14 protein-coding genes and 1 tRNA gene are annotated in these 17,371 nt (G+C 60.1%); 7 read left to right on the forward strand and 8 right to left on the reverse strand.

Annotated features, from left to right (window positions below; genetic code table 11):
• Nucleotides 1–45: 45 nt before the first annotated feature.
• On the reverse strand, nt 46–3,672 hold the full coding sequence (gene mfd / locus CQ015_RS04445; protein WP_105649483.1) for a transcription-repair coupling factor: 3,627 nt from the start codon (nt 3,670–3,672) through the stop codon (nt 46–48).
• 226 nt (nt 3,673–3,898) lie between these two features.
• Between mfd and CQ015_RS04450 the strand changes: the two genes are divergently transcribed.
• Nucleotides 3,899–4,393, forward strand: a complete 495-nt coding sequence (locus CQ015_RS04450) for a DUF2505 domain-containing protein (protein ID WP_096287575.1) — start codon at nt 3,899–3,901, stop codon at nt 4,391–4,393.
• A 228-nt stretch (nt 4,394–4,621) separates the two neighbouring features.
• A complete protein-coding gene (gene nhaA / locus CQ015_RS04455) occupies nt 4,622–5,905 on the forward strand; it encodes a Na+/H+ antiporter NhaA (RefSeq protein WP_308727270.1) in 1,284 nt (427 codons plus the stop codon).
• A gap of 97 nt (nt 5,906–6,002) precedes the next feature.
• On the opposite strand, the gene sufU is transcribed toward nhaA, so the two are convergent.
• From sufU to CQ015_RS04475, 4 genes are all read right to left on the reverse strand, one after another.
• Nucleotides 6,003–6,455, reverse strand: a complete 453-nt coding sequence (gene sufU / locus CQ015_RS04460) for a Fe-S cluster assembly sulfur transfer protein SufU (protein WP_096287579.1) — start codon at nt 6,453–6,455, stop codon at nt 6,003–6,005.
• Nucleotides 6,456–7,757, reverse strand: coding sequence for a SufS family cysteine desulfurase (locus tag CQ015_RS04465; RefSeq protein WP_105649484.1), 1,302 nt, complete (start codon nt 7,755–7,757; stop codon nt 6,456–6,458).
• Between the two features lie 198 nt (nt 7,758–7,955).
• Nucleotides 7,956–8,537: an aminoacyl-tRNA hydrolase gene (pth, locus tag CQ015_RS04470; RefSeq protein WP_105649485.1), complete on the reverse strand. Its 582-nt coding sequence runs from the start codon at nt 8,535–8,537 to the stop codon at nt 7,956–7,958.
• 45 nt (nt 8,538–8,582) lie between these two features.
• On the reverse strand, nt 8,583–8,867 hold the full coding sequence (locus tag CQ015_RS04475) for a 50S ribosomal protein L25 (protein WP_105553843.1): 285 nt from the start codon (nt 8,865–8,867) through the stop codon (nt 8,583–8,585).
• A 302-nt stretch (nt 8,868–9,169) separates the two neighbouring features.
• On the opposite strand from CQ015_RS04475, the gene CQ015_RS04480 reads away from it, so the two are divergent.
• Entirely contained in the window at nt 9,170–9,613 is a 444-nt protein-coding gene (locus tag CQ015_RS04480) for a DUF1801 domain-containing protein (RefSeq protein WP_105649486.1), read from the forward strand.
• A gap of 83 nt (nt 9,614–9,696) precedes the next feature.
• On the opposite strand, the gene CQ015_RS04485 is transcribed toward CQ015_RS04480, so the two are convergent.
• The 3 genes from CQ015_RS04485 to CQ015_RS04495 form a co-directional block, all read right to left on the reverse strand.
• Nucleotides 9,697–10,677: a ribose-phosphate diphosphokinase gene (locus tag CQ015_RS04485; protein ID WP_096287589.1), complete on the reverse strand. Its 981-nt coding sequence runs from the start codon at nt 10,675–10,677 to the stop codon at nt 9,697–9,699.
• 70 nt (nt 10,678–10,747) lie between these two features.
• Nucleotides 10,748–12,199, reverse strand: coding sequence for a bifunctional UDP-N-acetylglucosamine diphosphorylase/glucosamine-1-phosphate N-acetyltransferase GlmU (gene glmU, locus CQ015_RS04490; protein WP_105649487.1), 1,452 nt, complete (start codon nt 12,197–12,199; stop codon nt 10,748–10,750).
• A 136-nt stretch (nt 12,200–12,335) separates the two neighbouring features.
• Nucleotides 12,336–12,410, reverse strand: a tRNA-Gln gene (locus CQ015_RS04495).
• Between the two features lie 188 nt (nt 12,411–12,598).
• On the opposite strand from CQ015_RS04495, the gene CQ015_RS04500 reads away from it, so the two are divergent.
• From CQ015_RS04500 to CQ015_RS04510, 4 genes are all read left to right on the forward strand, one after another.
• Entirely contained in the window at nt 12,599–14,386 is a 1,788-nt protein-coding gene (locus CQ015_RS04500; protein ID WP_096287593.1) for an ABC-F family ATP-binding cassette domain-containing protein, read from the forward strand.
• Between the two features lie 252 nt (nt 14,387–14,638).
• Entirely contained in the window at nt 14,639–15,385 is a 747-nt protein-coding gene (locus CQ015_RS04505) for an SUMF1/EgtB/PvdO family nonheme iron enzyme (protein ID WP_105649488.1), read from the forward strand.
• A gap of 241 nt (nt 15,386–15,626) precedes the next feature.
• Nucleotides 15,627–16,361 carry a DNA-binding protein gene (locus CQ015_RS18705; RefSeq protein ID WP_096287595.1) on the forward strand — a complete coding sequence of 245 codons (735 nt, stop codon included), beginning with the start codon at nt 15,627–15,629 and terminating at the stop codon, nt 16,359–16,361.
• 209 nt (nt 16,362–16,570) lie between these two features.
• On the forward strand, nt 16,571–17,014 hold the full coding sequence (locus tag CQ015_RS04510) for a hypothetical protein (protein ID WP_141393567.1): 444 nt from the start codon (nt 16,571–16,573) through the stop codon (nt 17,012–17,014).
• Nucleotides 17,015–17,371 lie beyond the last annotated feature (357 nt).

The raw sequence follows: 17,371 nt of genomic DNA on the forward strand, positions 1-17,371 counted from the left end.
CCCAGAATCCAGTTCTGGGATCCCGGCCATCGGTTTGCTCGAGGCCTACTTTTTCGCTTCGGCCGCCGCTGGTGCCGCCGCCGTCGGCTCGAAGATTCCATAGAGCATGCGCTCGGCCCATTCAAGGATCGCCTCGTCGGCAAGGTCCTTGCCGCCCACCGGCGAAGTCCGCGGCTTCGGGATGAAGATCGCGTTCAAGGCCGGCTTGTTCGCGGCCCCTGGGTAGAGGCGTTCCAAACGGACCTGACGCGAGGCCGGCAGGTCTTCGATCTTCGCCGGAGACACCTTGATGTGGTTCCCGATCTGCTGGATGTCACGCAGCCCCACCGCGCGTGCCCTCACGCGCAGCGCCGCGACACGCATCAGGTTCTCCACCGGCTGCGGCAGCTTGCCATAGCGGTCCTCGAGCTCCTCGCGGACCTCGGCGAGCGCTTCGGCGGTTTCGGCTCCGGCGATATTGCGGTAGGCCTCCAAGCGCAGCCGTTCACCCGGCACGTATTCGTGGGGCAGGTGCGCATTGACCGGAAGATCAATTTTCATTTCGGTGGCTTCTTCTTCGCCTTCGCCCTTGAAGTCCGCTACCGCCTCGCCGACCAGGCGCAGGTAGAGGTCGAAGCCGACCCCGGCGATATGTCCGGATTGCTCCCCGCCGAGCAGGTTGCCCGCTCCGCGCAATTCAAGATCCTTCATCGCCAACTGGTAGCCCGAGCCGAGCTCGTTATGCGCTGCCACAGCCTTCAGCCGCTCCAGCGCCACCTCGCCGAGCGGCTTCTCCACATCCCAGAGGAAGTAGGCGTAGGCGCGCTCGCGGGCACGTCCCACACGCCCGCGAAGCTGGTGAAGCTGGGAGAGCCCGTAGTTGTTCGCCCGGTCCACGATCAGCGTGTTGGCGTTCGAGATATCCAGGCCGGTTTCGATGATGGTGGTGGAGACCAGCACATCGAACTTCTTCTCCCAGAAGTCCTGGATGATTCGTTCCAGCCGCGATTCGCTCATCTTGCCGTGCGCCACCTCGACGCGCGCCTCGGGAACCAGTTCGCGCAGCTCCGCGGCGACCCGGTCGATGGAGGAGACCCGGTTGTGCACGAAGAACACCTGGCCGTCGCGCATCAGCTCGCGGCGGATCGCGGCGGAGATCTGCTTATCGCTGCGCGGTCCGACGAAGGTCAGCACCGGATGGCGCTCCTCCGGAGGCGTGGCCAGCGTCGAGGTCTCGCGGATGCCGGTCAGGCTCATTTCCAAGGTGCGCGGGATTGGCGTGGCGCTCATCGCCAGCACATCCACGTTGGTGCGCATCTTCTTCAGCTCTTCCTTGTGTTCCACACCGAAGCGCTGTTCCTCGTCGATGACCACCAACCCGAGGTTCTTGAACTGGACCGTCTTGGACAGCAGCCGGTGGGTGCCGATCACGATATCGATCGAGCCGTCCTTGAGCCCGGCAAGGATTTCCTTGGATTCCTTGGCCGTCTGGAAACGGGAAAGCGACTTCACCCGCAGCGGGAATCCCGAATAGCGTTCGGTGAAGGTCTGGTGGTGCTGGGAGGCAAGCAGCGTGGTTGGCACCAAGATGGCCACTTGCTTGGAATCCTGGACCGCCTTGAACGCGGCACGGACCGCTATCTCGGTCTTGCCGAAGCCCACGTCACCGGAGATCAGCCGGTCCATGGGGATCTCGCGCTCCATGTCCTGCTTGACCTCGTTGATGGCGGTGAGCTGATCCGGGGTCTCGATATAGGCGAAGGCCTCTTCGAGCTCGTTCTGCCACGGGGTGTCCGGGCCGAAGGAGTGGCCGCGGCTGGCCATCCGCGCCGAGTACAGCTTGATCAGGTCCCCGGCGATCTCCTTGACCGCCTTGCGGGCCTTCGATTTGGTACTGGCCCAATCCGAGCCGCCCATCTTGGACAGGCTTGGCGCTTCGCCTCCCACATAGCGGGTGACCAGGTCCAGCTGCTCCATCGGAACGAAGAGCCGGTCCCCCGGTGCCCCGCGCTTCGAAGCGGAATATTCCACCACGAGGTATTCGCGTTTGGCATCCTTCGAGGACCCGGACACCTTGCGTGCCACCAATTCCACGAATTTGCCGATGCCGTGCTGCTCGTGCACGATGTAGTCGCCGGTTTGCAGGGACAGCGGATCCACCGCATTGCGCTTGCGCTTGGCACTGAGCTTGCGCGTCTTGCGGCTGCCATAGGCGCTCGAACGCCCCAGCAGGTCGGCTTCGGTCAGCAACCCGAATTTCAGCTCGTCAAAAACGAAGCCGCGCCCGGCGGTGGCCTGCGTGATTTCGATGAGTCCCGCCGTGGGCAGCTCGCTGAGCTCCGGGACACGGTGCGCCGGGATCTGGTATTCCTGGAAAAGTTCAGACAGCCGCGCCGCCGGGCCCGGGCCTTCGGTGGCCACCACCAAGCGCCACCCGTCCTTGACCCGGCCGGAGAGGAATTCCATCATCGCTTCGATGTCGCCTTGGTAGCCGCGTGGTTCGCGGGCCTCGACCCGGATGGTCGCCGCGCCTAGGCCAAGATCTTCATCCGCACCCAGCGAGGTCAGCGACCACCAAGAGACCTTGGCGTCTTTGGCATGCTCAACGGTTTCGGCCAGTGAGGCGAAGTCGCCGGAGGCGAGCTTGCGTCCGGACTCCGCGGTGCTCAGATCCAATGGCGCCGCCGCGCCGTCGGAGGCCGAAGCCCACGCCGCGGCCAGGAATTCAGCGTTGGTCGCATTCAGGTCGTGGGCGCGCGAGCGGACTCGCTCGGGTTCCATCACCAGCGCGATGGACGAGGCCGGAAGCAGCGAGAGCAACGGCACCATCTCATCGACCAACAGCGGCGCCAGGGATTCCATGCCTTCCACGGCAATGCCGCCGGCAATTTTGGTCAGCATTTCCGTCGCCGCGGGGAAGTTCGCCTTGAGGTTGGCGGCCCGGCTCATCACCTGCGGGGTAATGAGCATTTCGCGGCAGGGAGTGGCCACGATCTTGGCTGGGGCCTCGCCCTCCAAGGAACGCTGATCGGCGATCGAGAAGTAGCGCATCGAATCGATTTGCTCGCCAAAGAAGTCGATGCGCACCGGATGCTCGAGAGTTGGCGGGAAGACGTCGATGATGCCGCCGCGGACGGCAAATTCGCCGCGATGAGTGACCATGTCCACCCGGGCATAAGCCGCCGCGGCCAGATCCCTGATGACTCTTTCGAAGCCCGGCTCCGCGTCGAGTTCGAGCTCCACCGGGCGCAGCTTGCCCAACCCGGAGACCAGCGGCTGGAGCACCGCGCGGATCGGCGCGATGATGACCTTCAGCTTCGGGTCTCCATCGTGCAGCCGCCGCAGGACTTCCAAGCGACGGCCCACGGTATCGCTGCGCGGGGAGAGCCGCTCATGGGGCAGGGTCTCCCAGGAAGGGAACTCCGCGATCTGCTCTGCGGGCATGTATGCGGTCAGGGACGCCGAGACGTCCTCGGCCTCGCGACCGGTGGCGGTCACGATCAGCATGACCGACTGGTCTTGCCCGGAGAAAAGCCCCTCGGCGACGTGGGCGCCGAGAATTGCGCGCATCCCTGGTGGGGCGGCGATCTCTAGCTCTTCGCTGCGGGCGTTGAACGCCAACGAGGCGCCTTGCTGGATTCGCCTAAATGACGGTTCCTCGCGCAGGAAATCATGAAGTCCGCTCAGGCTCATGTTGCTTAAAGTTCCTCTCCTGAAGGCAAAATATCCGGTAGCGCACCACAAACAACGACCGCAAAATGTTTCCGCGGTCGGCGCAATGCCAATATGTTGTTTTATGCTGCCTTCCTAGCCTACCTAACCTGAGGGAACCGATAGGGTTAATAACGACCAGAACCGGCACGGAACACAAGTTTGTTCTGCAGCACCGCCGAACCTTTCAAGAATGGGATTCGTATTCATGGCATTGAACGCAAGCACGCAGATCGCGCACCCTGCAGACAAGGTCATCGCGACCTTAGCCGATCGCGGTTTCGCCGAGCATCTGACCTCGCTCGCCAAGGGCACGTTGACGAGTTTCACCGTTGAGGGCGACACCAATAGCGCCTTCACCCTGACCACCGTCCGCGCGCTGCCCACCGACCGCGTGCCGGACTTCGCCCGTAAATTCGTGGGCGCTTCCATTGATGTCACGCAGGTGGAGCAGTGGAGCGCACCGGATGCAGCAGGCAATCGTTCGGCTTCGGTGAAGATCAACGTGGCAGGCGTTCCGGTGTCGGTCTCCGGCACCGAATCGTTGAGCCCAGCCGGTGAGCAGAGCGAATTCGCTATCGATGCGAAGGTTTCCTCGTCGATTCCGTTCATCGGCGGCAAGCTTGCTTCCGCTGCGGAGCCGTACCTGGGCAAGGCGCTGAACATGCAGGCCGCTCAGGTCAATGAGTGGCTTTCGCGCTAACCGCCGTCAAGAACCAGCGGCAAGATCCCGGGTCGGTGTGAAGATGCGCTCACCCGGGATTTTGTGGTTCGAGCCACGTTTCGCGCTAGTGTTAAAGTCAGGTGTGCCGGGAAGTCTGGTCGGCGAACAAATTTTCATTTATCGAAGTAAGCGAGTTCAACAATGACTCCAACGCCCTCTTCAGGTTCGCCAAGGAACCTGTTTTCGCGCCCAAGCTACAAAGAGTCGGTGCGCATTGGAGATATCCTGCGCAAGGAAACCGTCGGCGGCATGGTCCTCATCGCTGGCGCGATCCTCGCGCTCATTTGGGCCAACACGCCGATGCGCGATTCCTATTTTGCGCTGCGTGATTTTCATTTCGGGCCCACCCTCTTCGGTGTCGACCTGAATCTTTCCATCGGCCACTGGGCAGCCGACGCCTTGCTGGCGGTGTTCTTCTTCCTGACCGGTCTGGAATTGAAGAAAGAATTCGTCATTGGCGATCTGCGCAACGTCAAAACCGCGGCGGTCCCGGTTGCCGCTGCCTTCGGTGGCGTGCTGGTTCCGGCATTGGTCTTCGTGGCTATCGCCGCCGGTTCCGGGGGCGGCACCGAGCTGCTCCGCGGCTGGGCGATCCCCACGGCGACCGATATCGCTTTCGCCGTCGCGGTGCTTGCCGTCATCGGTTCGGCTCTGCCGGCCGCGCTGCGCATCTTCCTGCTGACCCTCGCGGTGGTTGATGACCTGATCGCCATCGTCATCATCGCCTTCGTCTTCACCGACGAGCTCAAGCTGGCCTACCTCGGGCTGGCCCTGATTCCGATCATCCTGTTCACCGTGCTGGCCCGTTCCCTGGGCAAATTCTTCGCCAAGCGCGCCTGGGCGGCGTGGGCGATCCTGTTGCCGCTGGGCGTCATCACCTGGATCTTCATCTTCGGTTCGGGAATTCACGCAACCATCGCGGGCGTGGTTCTGGGCTTCTGCATACCGGTCAAACGCACCGACGGCCGCGAAGGATATGGTTTGTCCGAACTCTTCGAGCACCGCTTCCGTCCGCTCTCTTCCGGTTTCTGCATCCCGATCTTTGCCTTCTTCGCCGCGGGTGTCACGGTGGTTTCCTCCGAATCCGGCGGCGGCGGGCTGTTCACCGACCCGGTGCTCTGGGGCATCGTGCTTGGCTTGGTGCTCGGCAAGCCGATCGGCATCATGGGCTTCACCTGGTTGCTCACCAAGTTCACCAAGGCGTCCTTGGATAAGGACGCCAAATGGGCTGACCTGTTCGGCGTGACGCTGCTGGCGGGTATCGGCTTCACCGTCTCCTTGCTGGTCTCCGAGCTGTCCTTCGGTCTGGAATCGGTGCACTACGAGCATGCAAAGGTCGCAATCCTGGCCGGCTCCTTCATTGCCGCGATCCTCGGCGCCTTGTGGCTGATCCCGCGCAACCGTGGGTACAAGATCATTGCCGCCCGCGAAACACGCGATGACAACAAAGACGGCATCCCGGATGTTTACCAGCCCGGCGACAAAGACTAGCTCTGCTTGACGAAGAAACCCTTGCTCGGCACATTTTCAATGTGCGGAGCAAGGGTTTCTTTATATCTAGCTGTTCTGGCGCTGCCCTGAGATCCGCTCAGGCGCTGGCACCCAGCATGGCGGCTTCGGCTGCCACCCAGGCGAGCATGGCGCACTTAACGCGTGCCGGGAACTTGGAGACACCAACGAATGCCGCAGCGTCTTCCAGCACGTCCTCGTCCGGAACCATGGTGCCCCGCGAGCGCATCATTTCACGGAAGACTTCCAGCTTGTCCAGGAATTCATCCTTGGTCATCTCCGGGAGCATCTCGCTGAGCACCGAGGCGGAGGCCATGGAGATGGAACAGCCATCTCCCTCCCAGCTCATCGCGGTGAAGTGGGCATCGCCATCCAGGGCCACGCGGACACGGATCTGATCCCCGCAGATGGGATTGTGCTGGTGCGATTCCCCATGCAGTTCGCCGTCTGCCGGGTCGACCAAGGGCGAGCCGAAGCGACGCTTGGCATGGTCGAGGATGACCTGTTGGTACAGCTGATCTAGCTCGTTCATTTAAACTCCAAAGTATTCACGCACGGAGGCAACGGCCTCGATCAGCGCGGTAACGTCCTGCTCGGTGTTGTAAAGGTAGGTGCTTGCACGGGTCGTGGCAGATACCCCGAGGGCACGGTGCAACGGCTGGGCGCAATGGTGCCCGACACGCACGGCGATGCCTCGCGAGTCCAGGTACTGGCCCACATCATGCGGGTGGACCCCGATGACCTCGAAAGGCACGGTGCCGATGCGCTTGATGCCGGAGGGACCGAAAACGCGCACGCCTTCCAGCTTGGACAGTCCCTCAAAGAGCATGGCCCCGAGGTGTTCCTCCCAAGCGGCAATGCGATCCATGCCGATCTCGTCCAAGTAGCTGGCGGCGGTAGCCAGCCCGTGGACCTGCGCGATGCGCTGTGTCCCGGCTTCGAAGCGCTGCGGCGACGGAAGAAATTCGGCATGTTCCATATCGACCACGGTGATCATCGATCCGCCGGTCAGGAACGGCGGCATGGCGTCCAGCAGCTCGGCACGGCCGTAGAGGCCGCCGATGCCTGTTGGGCCGAGCATCTTATGTCCGGAGAAGGCCATGAAGTCCACGTCCAGGGCCTTCACGTCAACGGGCATATGCGGGACCGACTGGCATCCGTCCAGCACCGTCAGTGCTCCGACCTTCCGCGCGGCGGTGACAAAACGCGCGACGTCCGTGATGGTGCCCAGGACGTTGGACACATGGGTGAAGGCCACCAATTTGGTCTTCTCGTTGATCAGCTCGTCGAGCAACTCATAGCGCAGTGCCCCGTGCTCGTCGACCGGCACGTAACGCAAGGTCGCGCCGGTGCGGAACGCCAATTCCTGCCAAGGGATCAGGTTTGCGTGGTGCTCGATCTCGGTCACCAGGATCTCATCGCCGGCACCGATCCGGAAGCGTGCGGAAGACTCGCCGCCGCGGCCGAGCGAGGCGTTGGAAAGCGAGTAGGAGATGAGGTTCAACGCTTCGGTGGCATTCGAGGTCCACACCAGTTCGTTGCTGCGCGCGCCGATGAACTTGGTCACGGTCTCGCGTGCCTGCTCGAAAATATCGGTGGCTTCAACGGCGAGGGTATGTGCACCGCGGTGCACTGCCGAGTTGGCGTTCTCGTAGTAATGCTGCTCGGCTTCGTAGACGCAGCGTGGCTTCTGGCTGGTCGCTCCGGAGTCCAAATAGATGAGCTCGGTGCCGTTGACCTGGTGCTCCAGGATTTCAAAGTCTGCTTTGATCCGTGCGACCTCTGCTTGAGAGAGCGCTTCGGTGGTTTCTGGGTGACCGGTAACCGTCTGCACGTGGTCCTCCGAGGTAATGGATGTGGTTTGCCAGATCGCTTAAGCTGATTAGGCAAAGGGTACATTAGCTAATTATTCCACTCTAGAACGCAGAACACATCTAAGTAAGTCCTTAGTTAGCAACCCCTCAGCAAAGGCAAAACGGCCAGAACCCCTGCCGCAGTGGCAAAAATTCTGACCGCTTTGATCGCAATACGATCAGGAAGTGTGAAACTTCTCCTGCGCCGCTTCCAACCCGGAGGACATCAACAGTTCGACTGCGTCCGCCGAATTGTCGATGAGAAACGGCAGCGCTTGCTTTTCGGTTTTCGAGAAGTCCTGCAGCACCCAGTCCGCGGTATCCATGCGCCCGGCGGGACGCCCCACGCCGGCACGCACGCGAAGATAGTCCTTGGAGCCCATGGCCTTGGAGATATCGCGCAGCCCGTTGTGGCCGCCTTCTCCCCCGCCGCGCTTGAGCTTGACCGTGTCGAAGGGAATGTCGATCTCGTCGTGGACGACGATCAATTTTTCGATCCCGATGCCAAAGAACTTAGCGAGGTTCGCGACCGGCCCCCCGGAGAGGTTCATGTAGGTCAGGGGTTTGGCCAAGACGATGCGGGGCCCGCCGATGCCTAGCCGGCCCTGGATAATCTGGGCGCGCGAGGTATGGGTTTTGAATTTCGAGCCGAATCGTTGCGCCAACTCGTCGAGCACCATGTGCCCGATATTGTGCCTATTGCCAGCGTAGCCGGGCCCGGGATTCCCGAGCCCGGCTACCAGCCAAGTGTCATTGCTCATGAGTCTTAGCTACTAAAAGCTGTATTGCAGTTCCGAAGACTACAATTACGCAGCGATCAGCAGGTCCATGTGATCAACGGTGCGGTTGATGGCGTGGACCTGAACATCCTTGATCGAGGTGGTAACTTCCTTGCCCTCGATGTTCAGAACCAGCTGAACGCTGCGGTCACGGATGGCCAGGGTGGTCTCGTGGATTGGCAGCAGGATGTGCTGTGGCTCGGAGCCTGCACCGTAGATGACTGCTGGGATCATGCCGTCGCGGCGGGCCTGACGGGCTGCGCCCTTGCCGAAATCGGAACGGACTACGGCGTCAAGGTTGACAGATGCCATGATGAATCTCCTTAGAGTAAATGAATGCTTCTTCTTACGCCCTGCGTGGACCTGGGAAGCATCCATCATCTGGAGATGAAAGAGCTTTTCCGGCCTTGTCGATAACGGCTACATCAAAAAAGATGTTTCCCTCGCCTGGGCACAATGAGTAATTCTACCAGTTACTGACCCCGGAGAAAAAACATGTAGCCCATCCCACATCACCAAGAGATGATACCTTTTGGCTTAGTTCCGCTCCCCCGGTAGCGTGGCAACAATCCAATAGATCAACGGTGAGAATCCGCCTAAACCAAGGAGCACTTGTGGCTACGAAACAACCAGCGATGTCACCGTCCGAGATGCCGGTTTCAGAAGTCTTGGACCGTGCCCCCGGGACACGGCGGGCCGAGGCCGAGGAGCTGCTGGGCCTCTATCAGGAAATCACTGCAGAGACACCGGTGGTCTGGGCCGGAAAAATCATCGGGTTCGGTGAATACGAATACTTCCACGCCAACGGGCGCAGCGCACGGGCTCCGCTCATGGCCTTTGCCCCGGGATCCGCAAAGCACACCCTCTATCTCCAAAGCGATTTCGCCGAAAAGTGGCCCGAACTGCTCGCGGCGCTCGGCCCGCACCGGGCCAGCAAGGCCTGCCTCTATCTGGGACGGCTGTCCAAGATCGATCTGGGCGTGCTTCGTGAGCTGCTCGAAGCCTCTCACACCTTGGCGCGCACCGAGGCCGAGCCGGGCCCGGCTTCCGACGGCTGAGCTTCATGCGCTGGTAAATAGCTTTTAACGGCTTCTGGCCGGCACCCGAAGGTGCCGGCCAGAAGCTTGCGAAACGAGGACTGCTAGGCACGTCCGTCGAAGAGGTTCGTCACCGAACCTTCGTGGAAGACCTCGGAGATGGCGCGAGCCAGCATCGGTGCGATCGAAAGCACGGTGAGGTTCTCGAAGCGCTTCTCTTCAGGGATCGGCAAGGTGTTGGTGACAACCACTTCGGTGGCACCGGACTCGGCCAGACGCTGCGCGGCAGGCTCGGAGAACACCGCGTGGGTCGCGGCGATGATAACGTCCTTGGCTCCGGCTTCCTTCAGCACGCGCACCGCTCCGGCGATGGTTCCACCGGTGTCGATCATGTCGTCGATCAGCACCGCGGTGCGGCCTTCAACCTGGCCCACCACGGTTTTTGACTCGGCCTGGTTAGGCATGGTCAGATCGCGGGACTTGTGGACGAACGCCAGCGGGGCACCGCCGAGGCGTTCGGCCCACTGCTCGGCAACGCGCACGCGGCCGGTGTCCGGGGAGACCACGGTAACCTGCTCCACATCCACCTTCGTGCGGATGTAGTCGGCCAGCAGCGGGAAAGCAAACAGGTGGTCCACCGGGCCGTCGAAGAAGCCCTGGATCTGCGCGGTGTGCAGATCGCAAGAGATCACCCGGTCCGCGCCTGCGGTCTTGAACAGGTCGGCGACCAGACGAGCCGAGATCGGCTCGCGGCCACGGCCCTTCTTGTCCTGGCGGGCGTACGGGTAGAACGGTGCGACCACGGTGATGCGCCGCGCCGAGGCACGCTTCATCGAATCGATCATGATCAGCTGTTCCATCAGCCAGTTGTTCAGTGGGGCCGGGTAGGACTGCAGCAGGAAGACTTCCTTGCCGCGGACCGACTCATCCGACCGAACGTAGATCTCGCCGTTAGCGAAGTCGTAGGCGTTCAACGGGAGCAGTTCGGTGTCCAGTTCCTTGGCGACTTCCGCTGCCAGTTCCGGGTGTGCCCGGCCGGTGGCCAGGACCAGCTTTTTATCGACATTATGGCTGATTTCACTCATGGGGTTTGCTTTCTCGCTCGCTTCGCTATCACGTATGAGGTGGTCTGAGGAAATGACTTCCTCGCATGAATTACTCGGAATCCGAGCCATTCAATGAGGACTTGAATGCGGCGTCGGCCGAAGGGGTGCCGGGGCGCTTCTCCAGCGTCCAGCCCTCGGTGTTGCGCTGCGGGGCCACGGACAGCGCAAGCGCACCGGCCGGGACGTTTTTGCGTACGATCGCGCCGGCGCCGGTGTAGGCGCCGTCCCCGAGTTCTACCGGGGCGATGAACACGGTGTTCGAGCTGGTGCGCACATGCGAACCGATCTTGGTGCGGTGCTTCTTCTCGCCATCGTAGTTGGCGGTGATGTTGCCGCAGCCGATATTGGTGAATTCGCCGATTTCGGCATCCCCGGCGTAGCCGAGGTGCGAGAGCTTGGAGCCGCGGCCGATGGTGACGTTCTTGGTTTCGTAGAACGCGCCGATCTTGCCGTCCGGGCCGAGCTCGGTCCCCGGGCGCAGGTAAGCGAATGGGCCCACGCTGGCTCCCTCGGAGATGCGCGAGTCGGTAGCGTCGGTGCGCTTCACCGTGGCGTTCTGGCCGACCACCACGTTGGTCAAGGTGGTGTCTGGGCCAACTACCGCGTTGGTGCCGATGAGGGTCTCGCCGTGCAGCTGGGTGCCCGGCTTCAGGGTGACGTCCTGGCCGATGAAGACCGTCGCGTCGATCCAGGTGGTGGCCGGGTCAACGATGGTCACGCCCTGGCGCATCCAGAATTCGGCCTTGCGCTCGTTGTAGATGCGGGCCAGGTTGGAGACCTGGACGCGGTCGTTCGCGCCCTCGATCTGCCAGCGGTCGGCGATCTGCGAGGAAGCGACGCGGCCGCCACGCGAGCGAGCAATGGCGAGCACGTCGGTCAGGTACATTTCGCCCTGCGCGTTGTCGGTGGTGACCTCGGTCAGCGCCGAACGCAGCATGGCGGCATCGAAAGCATAGATGCCGGAGTTGATTTCCTTGACGGCAAGCTCGGCTTCGCTGGCGTCTTTCTGTTCGCGGATGCCGGAGACATCCCCGTTCTCATCGCGCAGGATGCGGCCGTAGCCCGAAGGATCATCCAGCTCGGTGGTCAGCACGGTGACCGCGTTGCCGCTGGCCTCGTGGGTGACAATCAATCCGGAGAGCACCTCGCTCGTGAGCAATGGCACATCACCGTAGGTCACCACGACGGTTCCTTCGAGGGCTGGATCCACCGCTTCAAGGCCCTGCTGCACGGCGCGTCCAGTGCCGGGAACTTCGTCCTGGTCGGCAATGGTAATGTTCGGGAACTGGCTCAGAATATGTGCCGCCACGAGGTCGCGCTGGTGACGCACCACGGCGACCAAGCTCTTTGGCTCCAACGCAGAAGCTGCATGCAACGCGTGGGAAATCATGGAACGACCTGCGATTTCATGCATGATCTTCGGCTTCGCCGATTTCATCCGAGTTCCCGCGCCTGCGGCGAGGACGATAACGGCTACTGGTGCGTTGACCTGATCGCTCAAGTGCTTTCTCCTGCGAAGTCGAGTTTGAGGTTTCCGGCATTGAAGTAAAACCCCGGTGACAGTCTATCGCGCGGAAGAAGATCGGCTTAACTGGCGCCAAAAAGAAAAGCGCCCGCAAGGGGGCGCTTGAGCAAAGTGGTTCCGCCCGTAGGATTCGAACCTACAATGCACAGCTCCAAAGGCTGGCGTGTTGCCATTACACCAGGGCGGAAAACGCACCGCACGGGCTTTACCCGTTTAGCACGCTAATTATTCTGCCACGATCCATGTCCTGAGTGAAATCGCACAACACACCTATGAAACGTTATTTTTGGCCTTTCAGCTGTTCTCCGGCAAAAAATCACCGGTTCCAGGTGATGCGGATCCGACTCGATTTGCCCTGCTTCGTAAACTAGAGGTGTGGCTCATTTACTCGGGGGCGAAACCCTACATCTGGAATATCCCACTCACGTCGTATTCGACTCGGTCACCATCGGCATTTCCGAAGGTGACCGCATCGGGCTCGTGGGACGCAACGGCGAAGGCAAATCTTCGCTACTACGCATGCTCGCGGGCAAGATCGAGCCGCACTCAGGCCGCGTGACTAGACGCAGCGGAGTGCGCGTCGGTGTGCTCGACCAGAGCGATACCTTGGATTCCGACGCCACCGTGCACTACGCGCTGGTCGGCGACATGGAAAACCACGAATGGGCCGGCGAGGCACGCATTCGCGATGTGGTTTCCGGCCTGGTGGCGGACTTGGATTGGGAAGCGAAGATTTCCACCCTCTCCGGCGGCCAGCGACGACGCGTCGCCTTGGCCGCATTGCTGGTCCAGGACTGGGACGTGGTCATCCTCGACGAGCCAACCAACCATTTGGACGTCGAAGGCATTTCGTGGCTGGCAAATCACGTGAAGAATCGCTGGGCGAAGAACTCGGGCGGGCTCATGGTCGTAACCCACGACCGCTGGTTCCTGGACGAGGTCTGCACCGACACCTGGGAAGTCCATGACCGCCTGGTCGAACCCTTCGAGGGTGGCTACGCCGCGTACATCCTGCAGCGCGTAGAACGTGATCGCATTGCGGCTGTGACCGAAGGCAAGCGCCAGAACATGATGAAAAAGGAACTCGCTTGGCTCCGCCGAGGTGCCCCGGCGCGAACCGCCAAACCGAAGTTCCGCATCGAAGCGGCAAACCAGCTGATCGCCGACGTTCCACCGGTTCGCAATCCCCTGGAACTGAAGAAGATGGCAACCACGCGTCTGGGCAAGGACGTGGTGGACCTGCTGGACACCGAGGTCAGCTTCGGTGAGAAGCGCATCCTGAAGCCTTTCACCTGGCGCATCGCCCCGGGTGAGCGCACCGGCCTGCTCGGTGCCAACGGCGCAGGCAAGTCCACTCTCTTGGGCCTGATTGCCGGAACCGTGTTGCCTACCGGCGGCACGATCAAGCGCGGCCAGACGGTTAAGCTCGCGGTGCTGGACCAGCAGTTCCGTGAATTGGAAAAGATCGGCGAGGATCGGGTCCGAGAGATCTTGGCCCGCTACCGCACTACCTTTAATGTGGACGGCAAGGATCTGACCCCGGCGCAGCTTTTGGAGCGCTTGGGCTTCTCCTCGGCACATCTGTCCACCAAGGTCCGGGAACTATCCGGTGGCCAGCGCCGCCGGCTTCAGTTGCTGATGATCCTGATGGATGAGCCAAATGTGCTGATCCTCGATGAGCCGACTAACGATGTTGATACCGACATGCTGGCCGCCCTCGAAGACCTGTTGGATTCTTGGCCAGGTACCTTGATTGTCGTTTCCCACGACCGCTACTTGCTAGAACGCGTCACCGATCAGCAGTACGCAATCCTCGATGGAAACTTCCGTCATGTGCCAGGTGGCGTAGATGAATACCTGGAGCTGCGCAGTTCAGAAAGCTCCAAGGGCTCGGGCAACCCCACAAGCGCTTCCGCAAAGGGCGGCAAAACTGCGGGCGGCTCGGGCGTTGACCGTCGAGCCGCGCAGAAAGAACTGAACGCGAACGTGCGCAAGGTCGGCCAGCTCGACCAGAAGATCAGCAAGCTGAACGAAAAGTTGGCAGCACATGATCAAAGCGACTTCGAAGGTCTGGGCAAGATCACTGCCGAGATTCGTGAACTTCGAGAACAAGTTGACGTCTTAGAAGAACGTTGGCTGGAACTGTCTGAATTAGTCGACTAGTCAACTGCTTCGGGTTCTTCCTGAATAGACGAAATGGTGGCGCAGAAACTTCGGTTTCTGCGCCACCATTTTTATGGAGCAAACGCCCAGAAATGTGTCCCGCTTAGCCCCCGTTCACCGGGCATTTTCTCGGACGGGGTATACGGGAATGCGAAATCGTTGGATACTCGAAGTTTTGAAAACAGCAGAAGTCAGCTGAGCTCCTGTCCCGTATAGGGACCGGCTTATGGGACGGTATGGGAACATTATGGAATGCCTACCTTTGACCTCCGTCCGTTATCGGCCGGACAAGTGGAATTGCACGACGCTCGACGGAAACGCCGCTGGACCGTCGATCTAGAACCTTTCGAGATTGGGGCCATCTCCGTCACCACGGCGCAGTACGCGCAATTGATGGGTCAAATCGAAACAGGCTCCCAAGCACCTCTGGTAGATATCAATTGGTTGGAAGCCATCAAGTTTTGCAATGCAGCGTCAATGAATGAAGGGCTTGCCCCTGCATACATCTTCGAGGCAGGCGAAGTGAGTTGGCAGACTAACGCCTCCGGATACCGCCTGCCCACCGAAGCCGAATGGGAATACGCGTGCCGCGCTGGCACAGTGGGGCCACACTATGGCCCCCTCGATGCCATTGGGTGGACAGCGGATGACAAGCTAGAGAACCCGAAAGAAGTTGGCCAAAAACTACCCAATGCCTTCGGACTCCACGACACCCTTGGAAACGTCTGGGAATGGTGCTGGGATCTACTCGATCCGGCTCGCTACGACGATTACCGAGTCTTCCGCGGGGGAGGTTTTGCTGATAAGTCGTGGAGCGTGCGGGCTTCGACGCGTCGCGGTGGTGCGCCTGGGATGAGCCACCCAGACGTTGGCCTGCGCATTGCGCGGGGTGCTTTCGATGATGAACAGGCAGCGCAAGGCTGGTCAGCCGAGGTTGATTCTGAACGGGGAAAGATAACTGGCATGCTGCCATCCGGGTGGACGCCCCGGCGATACTGAGACTGACCAATGCAGGACAGCCCATATACATTGTGGCTGGTGTCCCACAGGAGGTTCCTCTTACGGACGCGCAAACGCACTGAAAGGGACTTTGGTTCCAGATCCGGAACAAGAGGCTTAACGAAAGAAAGGGCCCACCATCGTGGGCCCTTCAATACCTTCTATGCACCACGCTGCCTATTCGAATGGCGAACCATTGAACAGAGGACCGATCCCGTAGTGCTCCTGTAGTCTACTACTTATGCCTGAAGGATTACCACATGCCAATGTTCCCACTCCCAGGCAGGCCATCGCATGGCTATCGCAACACCGCTACGACAAGTATCTGGCGTTGGCCTCAGGTGATCACTCGCTGGCCATGGAAATCTACTCCTGGAACTCTGAACTCTCTTCGGCAATCCTTCGCGATCTAGCCCATGTGGAAGTCGCAGTTCGCAATGCCCTTGACGGTCAGTTGGCACCGACTTTTCCCGACTGGGCAGCACAACCAACGCCCGGCTGGCTGCAACTGCAAAACGGTACGCAAAGGGTCCGCATGCGACAGCAAAAATTAAACAACGACGGCCTGAAACTACTCCGCCAAGCCCAACGTGACGTCGGAGCGGCCGCCACCCACGGTATGGTCATTGCCAGGCTCTCATTTGGCTTCTGGCAATTCCTCATCACGCCGAGAGTCCGAGAAAGCACGCTCTGGACCCCCTATCTACATCGGGGTTTCCCACGCGGCACAGCCCGGGCGGACGTCTCCAGGTTTCTCGAATCGGCAGTAAGTTTAAGAAATCGGCTGGCCCACCTCGAACCGGTTGCCAGTGCCTCAACCAGTGTCACGGAGCGCTTGGCCGATATGAACGCCCTCTTCAAGCTTGTGGCACCCGAAGTCCATGACTGGATCACGGAAATCAGCGATGTCACAGAAATCATCAACCGCGAACCGGTCAGCGGGCTCGTCTCAGCACGAGTGAACCGAACCCCATGAAAAGGGTGGGAGATTGTGCCCAGTGAAGGTTAGGCTTACGGAACCTGCGCTGGATACAAGGTTAGAGGGTGTGTCCACCAAATCCCATTTAGCCGGCCACCTAACCGTTGCGATAGAAATGATGAATTATTTTGCAATGAGTCAGACCATGAACAAGGCACTAACCCGAACCAGCTCTATACGCTTCGAGCGCGGGTAGGGTGTGAAGAATGAACGCGAAATCAGCAGCCGGTATTCGATTACTCTCTTGGTCAGGTACAGGGATGGCGATCTTGTCCTTGCTAGCAATACAGTCATGGGCAGGGCAAATCATTTTTCTGTCGCTGGGTTCCTTATTCTTCATCCTTTCGGCACAGCGAATAGCGAAACTTGAGGCTTTCAGCGCGCATGTGCCGAAGAATGTCCCGTTTTATCTTGCCATAGCATCAGCGATAGCGTGTCTCGTACGTTTTTCGATTTTGACTCTGACGTCGATACCGGCTCAGCATGGTGAATACGTTTCGAGGAATCAGAATCCAATGGTTACCTTTGTTGCTAGCAATACAGGATTCTTCTACATTTTTTCCTTAGTATTGCTGTTTGGCATGGCTCTAGCCACTCTTGTTTTTCTATCTATACCGACCCGCGAAAAAACCCGCGAAGCTCTCTCGTAAGTTGTCGCACGAGCCAACTGTAGATTCACGAATTCTGATATCGAATTAATGCCTCAGGCTGGACTCGACTGATATTCCTGTTCCAAGTAGCTGTCGAAGATCTTAGCTGTCCGTAGAGGGTTCCTGCTACGAGACGGGTTTGGCTTGATTCTGTCCCGTAGCGGAACCTTGACCGGTGCAGGCGAAGCTCTTCTGATGCCCCCTGAGCGTAATCACGGCAATGGAGCTGGCCCTCCGCTGAGGCCCAGGGCTCTGGACATCGGCTCCCCATGAATAGTTGGAGTTCCCCGGAATGCTGGGGAAGAATCCACCTCCGGCACTATTAATCCAGTCATTCCTGAGATATAATTAACAAGA

Source organism: Arthrobacter sp. MYb221 (assembly GCF_002979835.1).
Lineage (GTDB): Bacteria > Actinomycetota > Actinomycetes > Actinomycetales > Micrococcaceae > Glutamicibacter.

Coding starts and splice junctions, on each gene's coding strand:
- CQ015_RS04505 (WP_105649488.1), top strand. CDS start 14,639: ATGCCTACCTTTGACCTCCGTCCGTTATCGGCCGGACAAGTGGAATTG.
- CQ015_RS18705 (WP_096287595.1), top strand. CDS start 15,627: ATGCCTGAAGGATTACCACATGCCAATGTTCCCACTCCCAGGCAGGCC.
- CQ015_RS04450 (WP_096287575.1), top strand. CDS start 3,899: ATGGCATTGAACGCAAGCACGCAGATCGCGCACCCTGCAGACAAGGTC.
- CQ015_RS04485 (WP_096287589.1), bottom strand. CDS start 10,677: ATGAGTGAAATCAGCCATAATGTCGATAAAAAGCTGGTCCTGGCCACC.
- pth (WP_105649485.1), bottom strand. CDS start 8,537: ATGAGCAATGACACTTGGCTGGTAGCCGGGCTCGGGAATCCCGGGCCC.
- mfd (WP_105649483.1), bottom strand. CDS start 3,672: ATGAGCCTGAGCGGACTTCATGATTTCCTGCGCGAGGAACCGTCATTT.
- CQ015_RS04510 (WP_141393567.1), top strand. CDS start 16,571: ATGAACGCGAAATCAGCAGCCGGTATTCGATTACTCTCTTGGTCAGGT.
- sufU (WP_096287579.1), bottom strand. CDS start 6,455: ATGAACGAGCTAGATCAGCTGTACCAACAGGTCATCCTCGACCATGCC.
- CQ015_RS04475 (WP_105553843.1), bottom strand. CDS start 8,867: ATGGCATCTGTCAACCTTGACGCCGTAGTCCGTTCCGATTTCGGCAAG.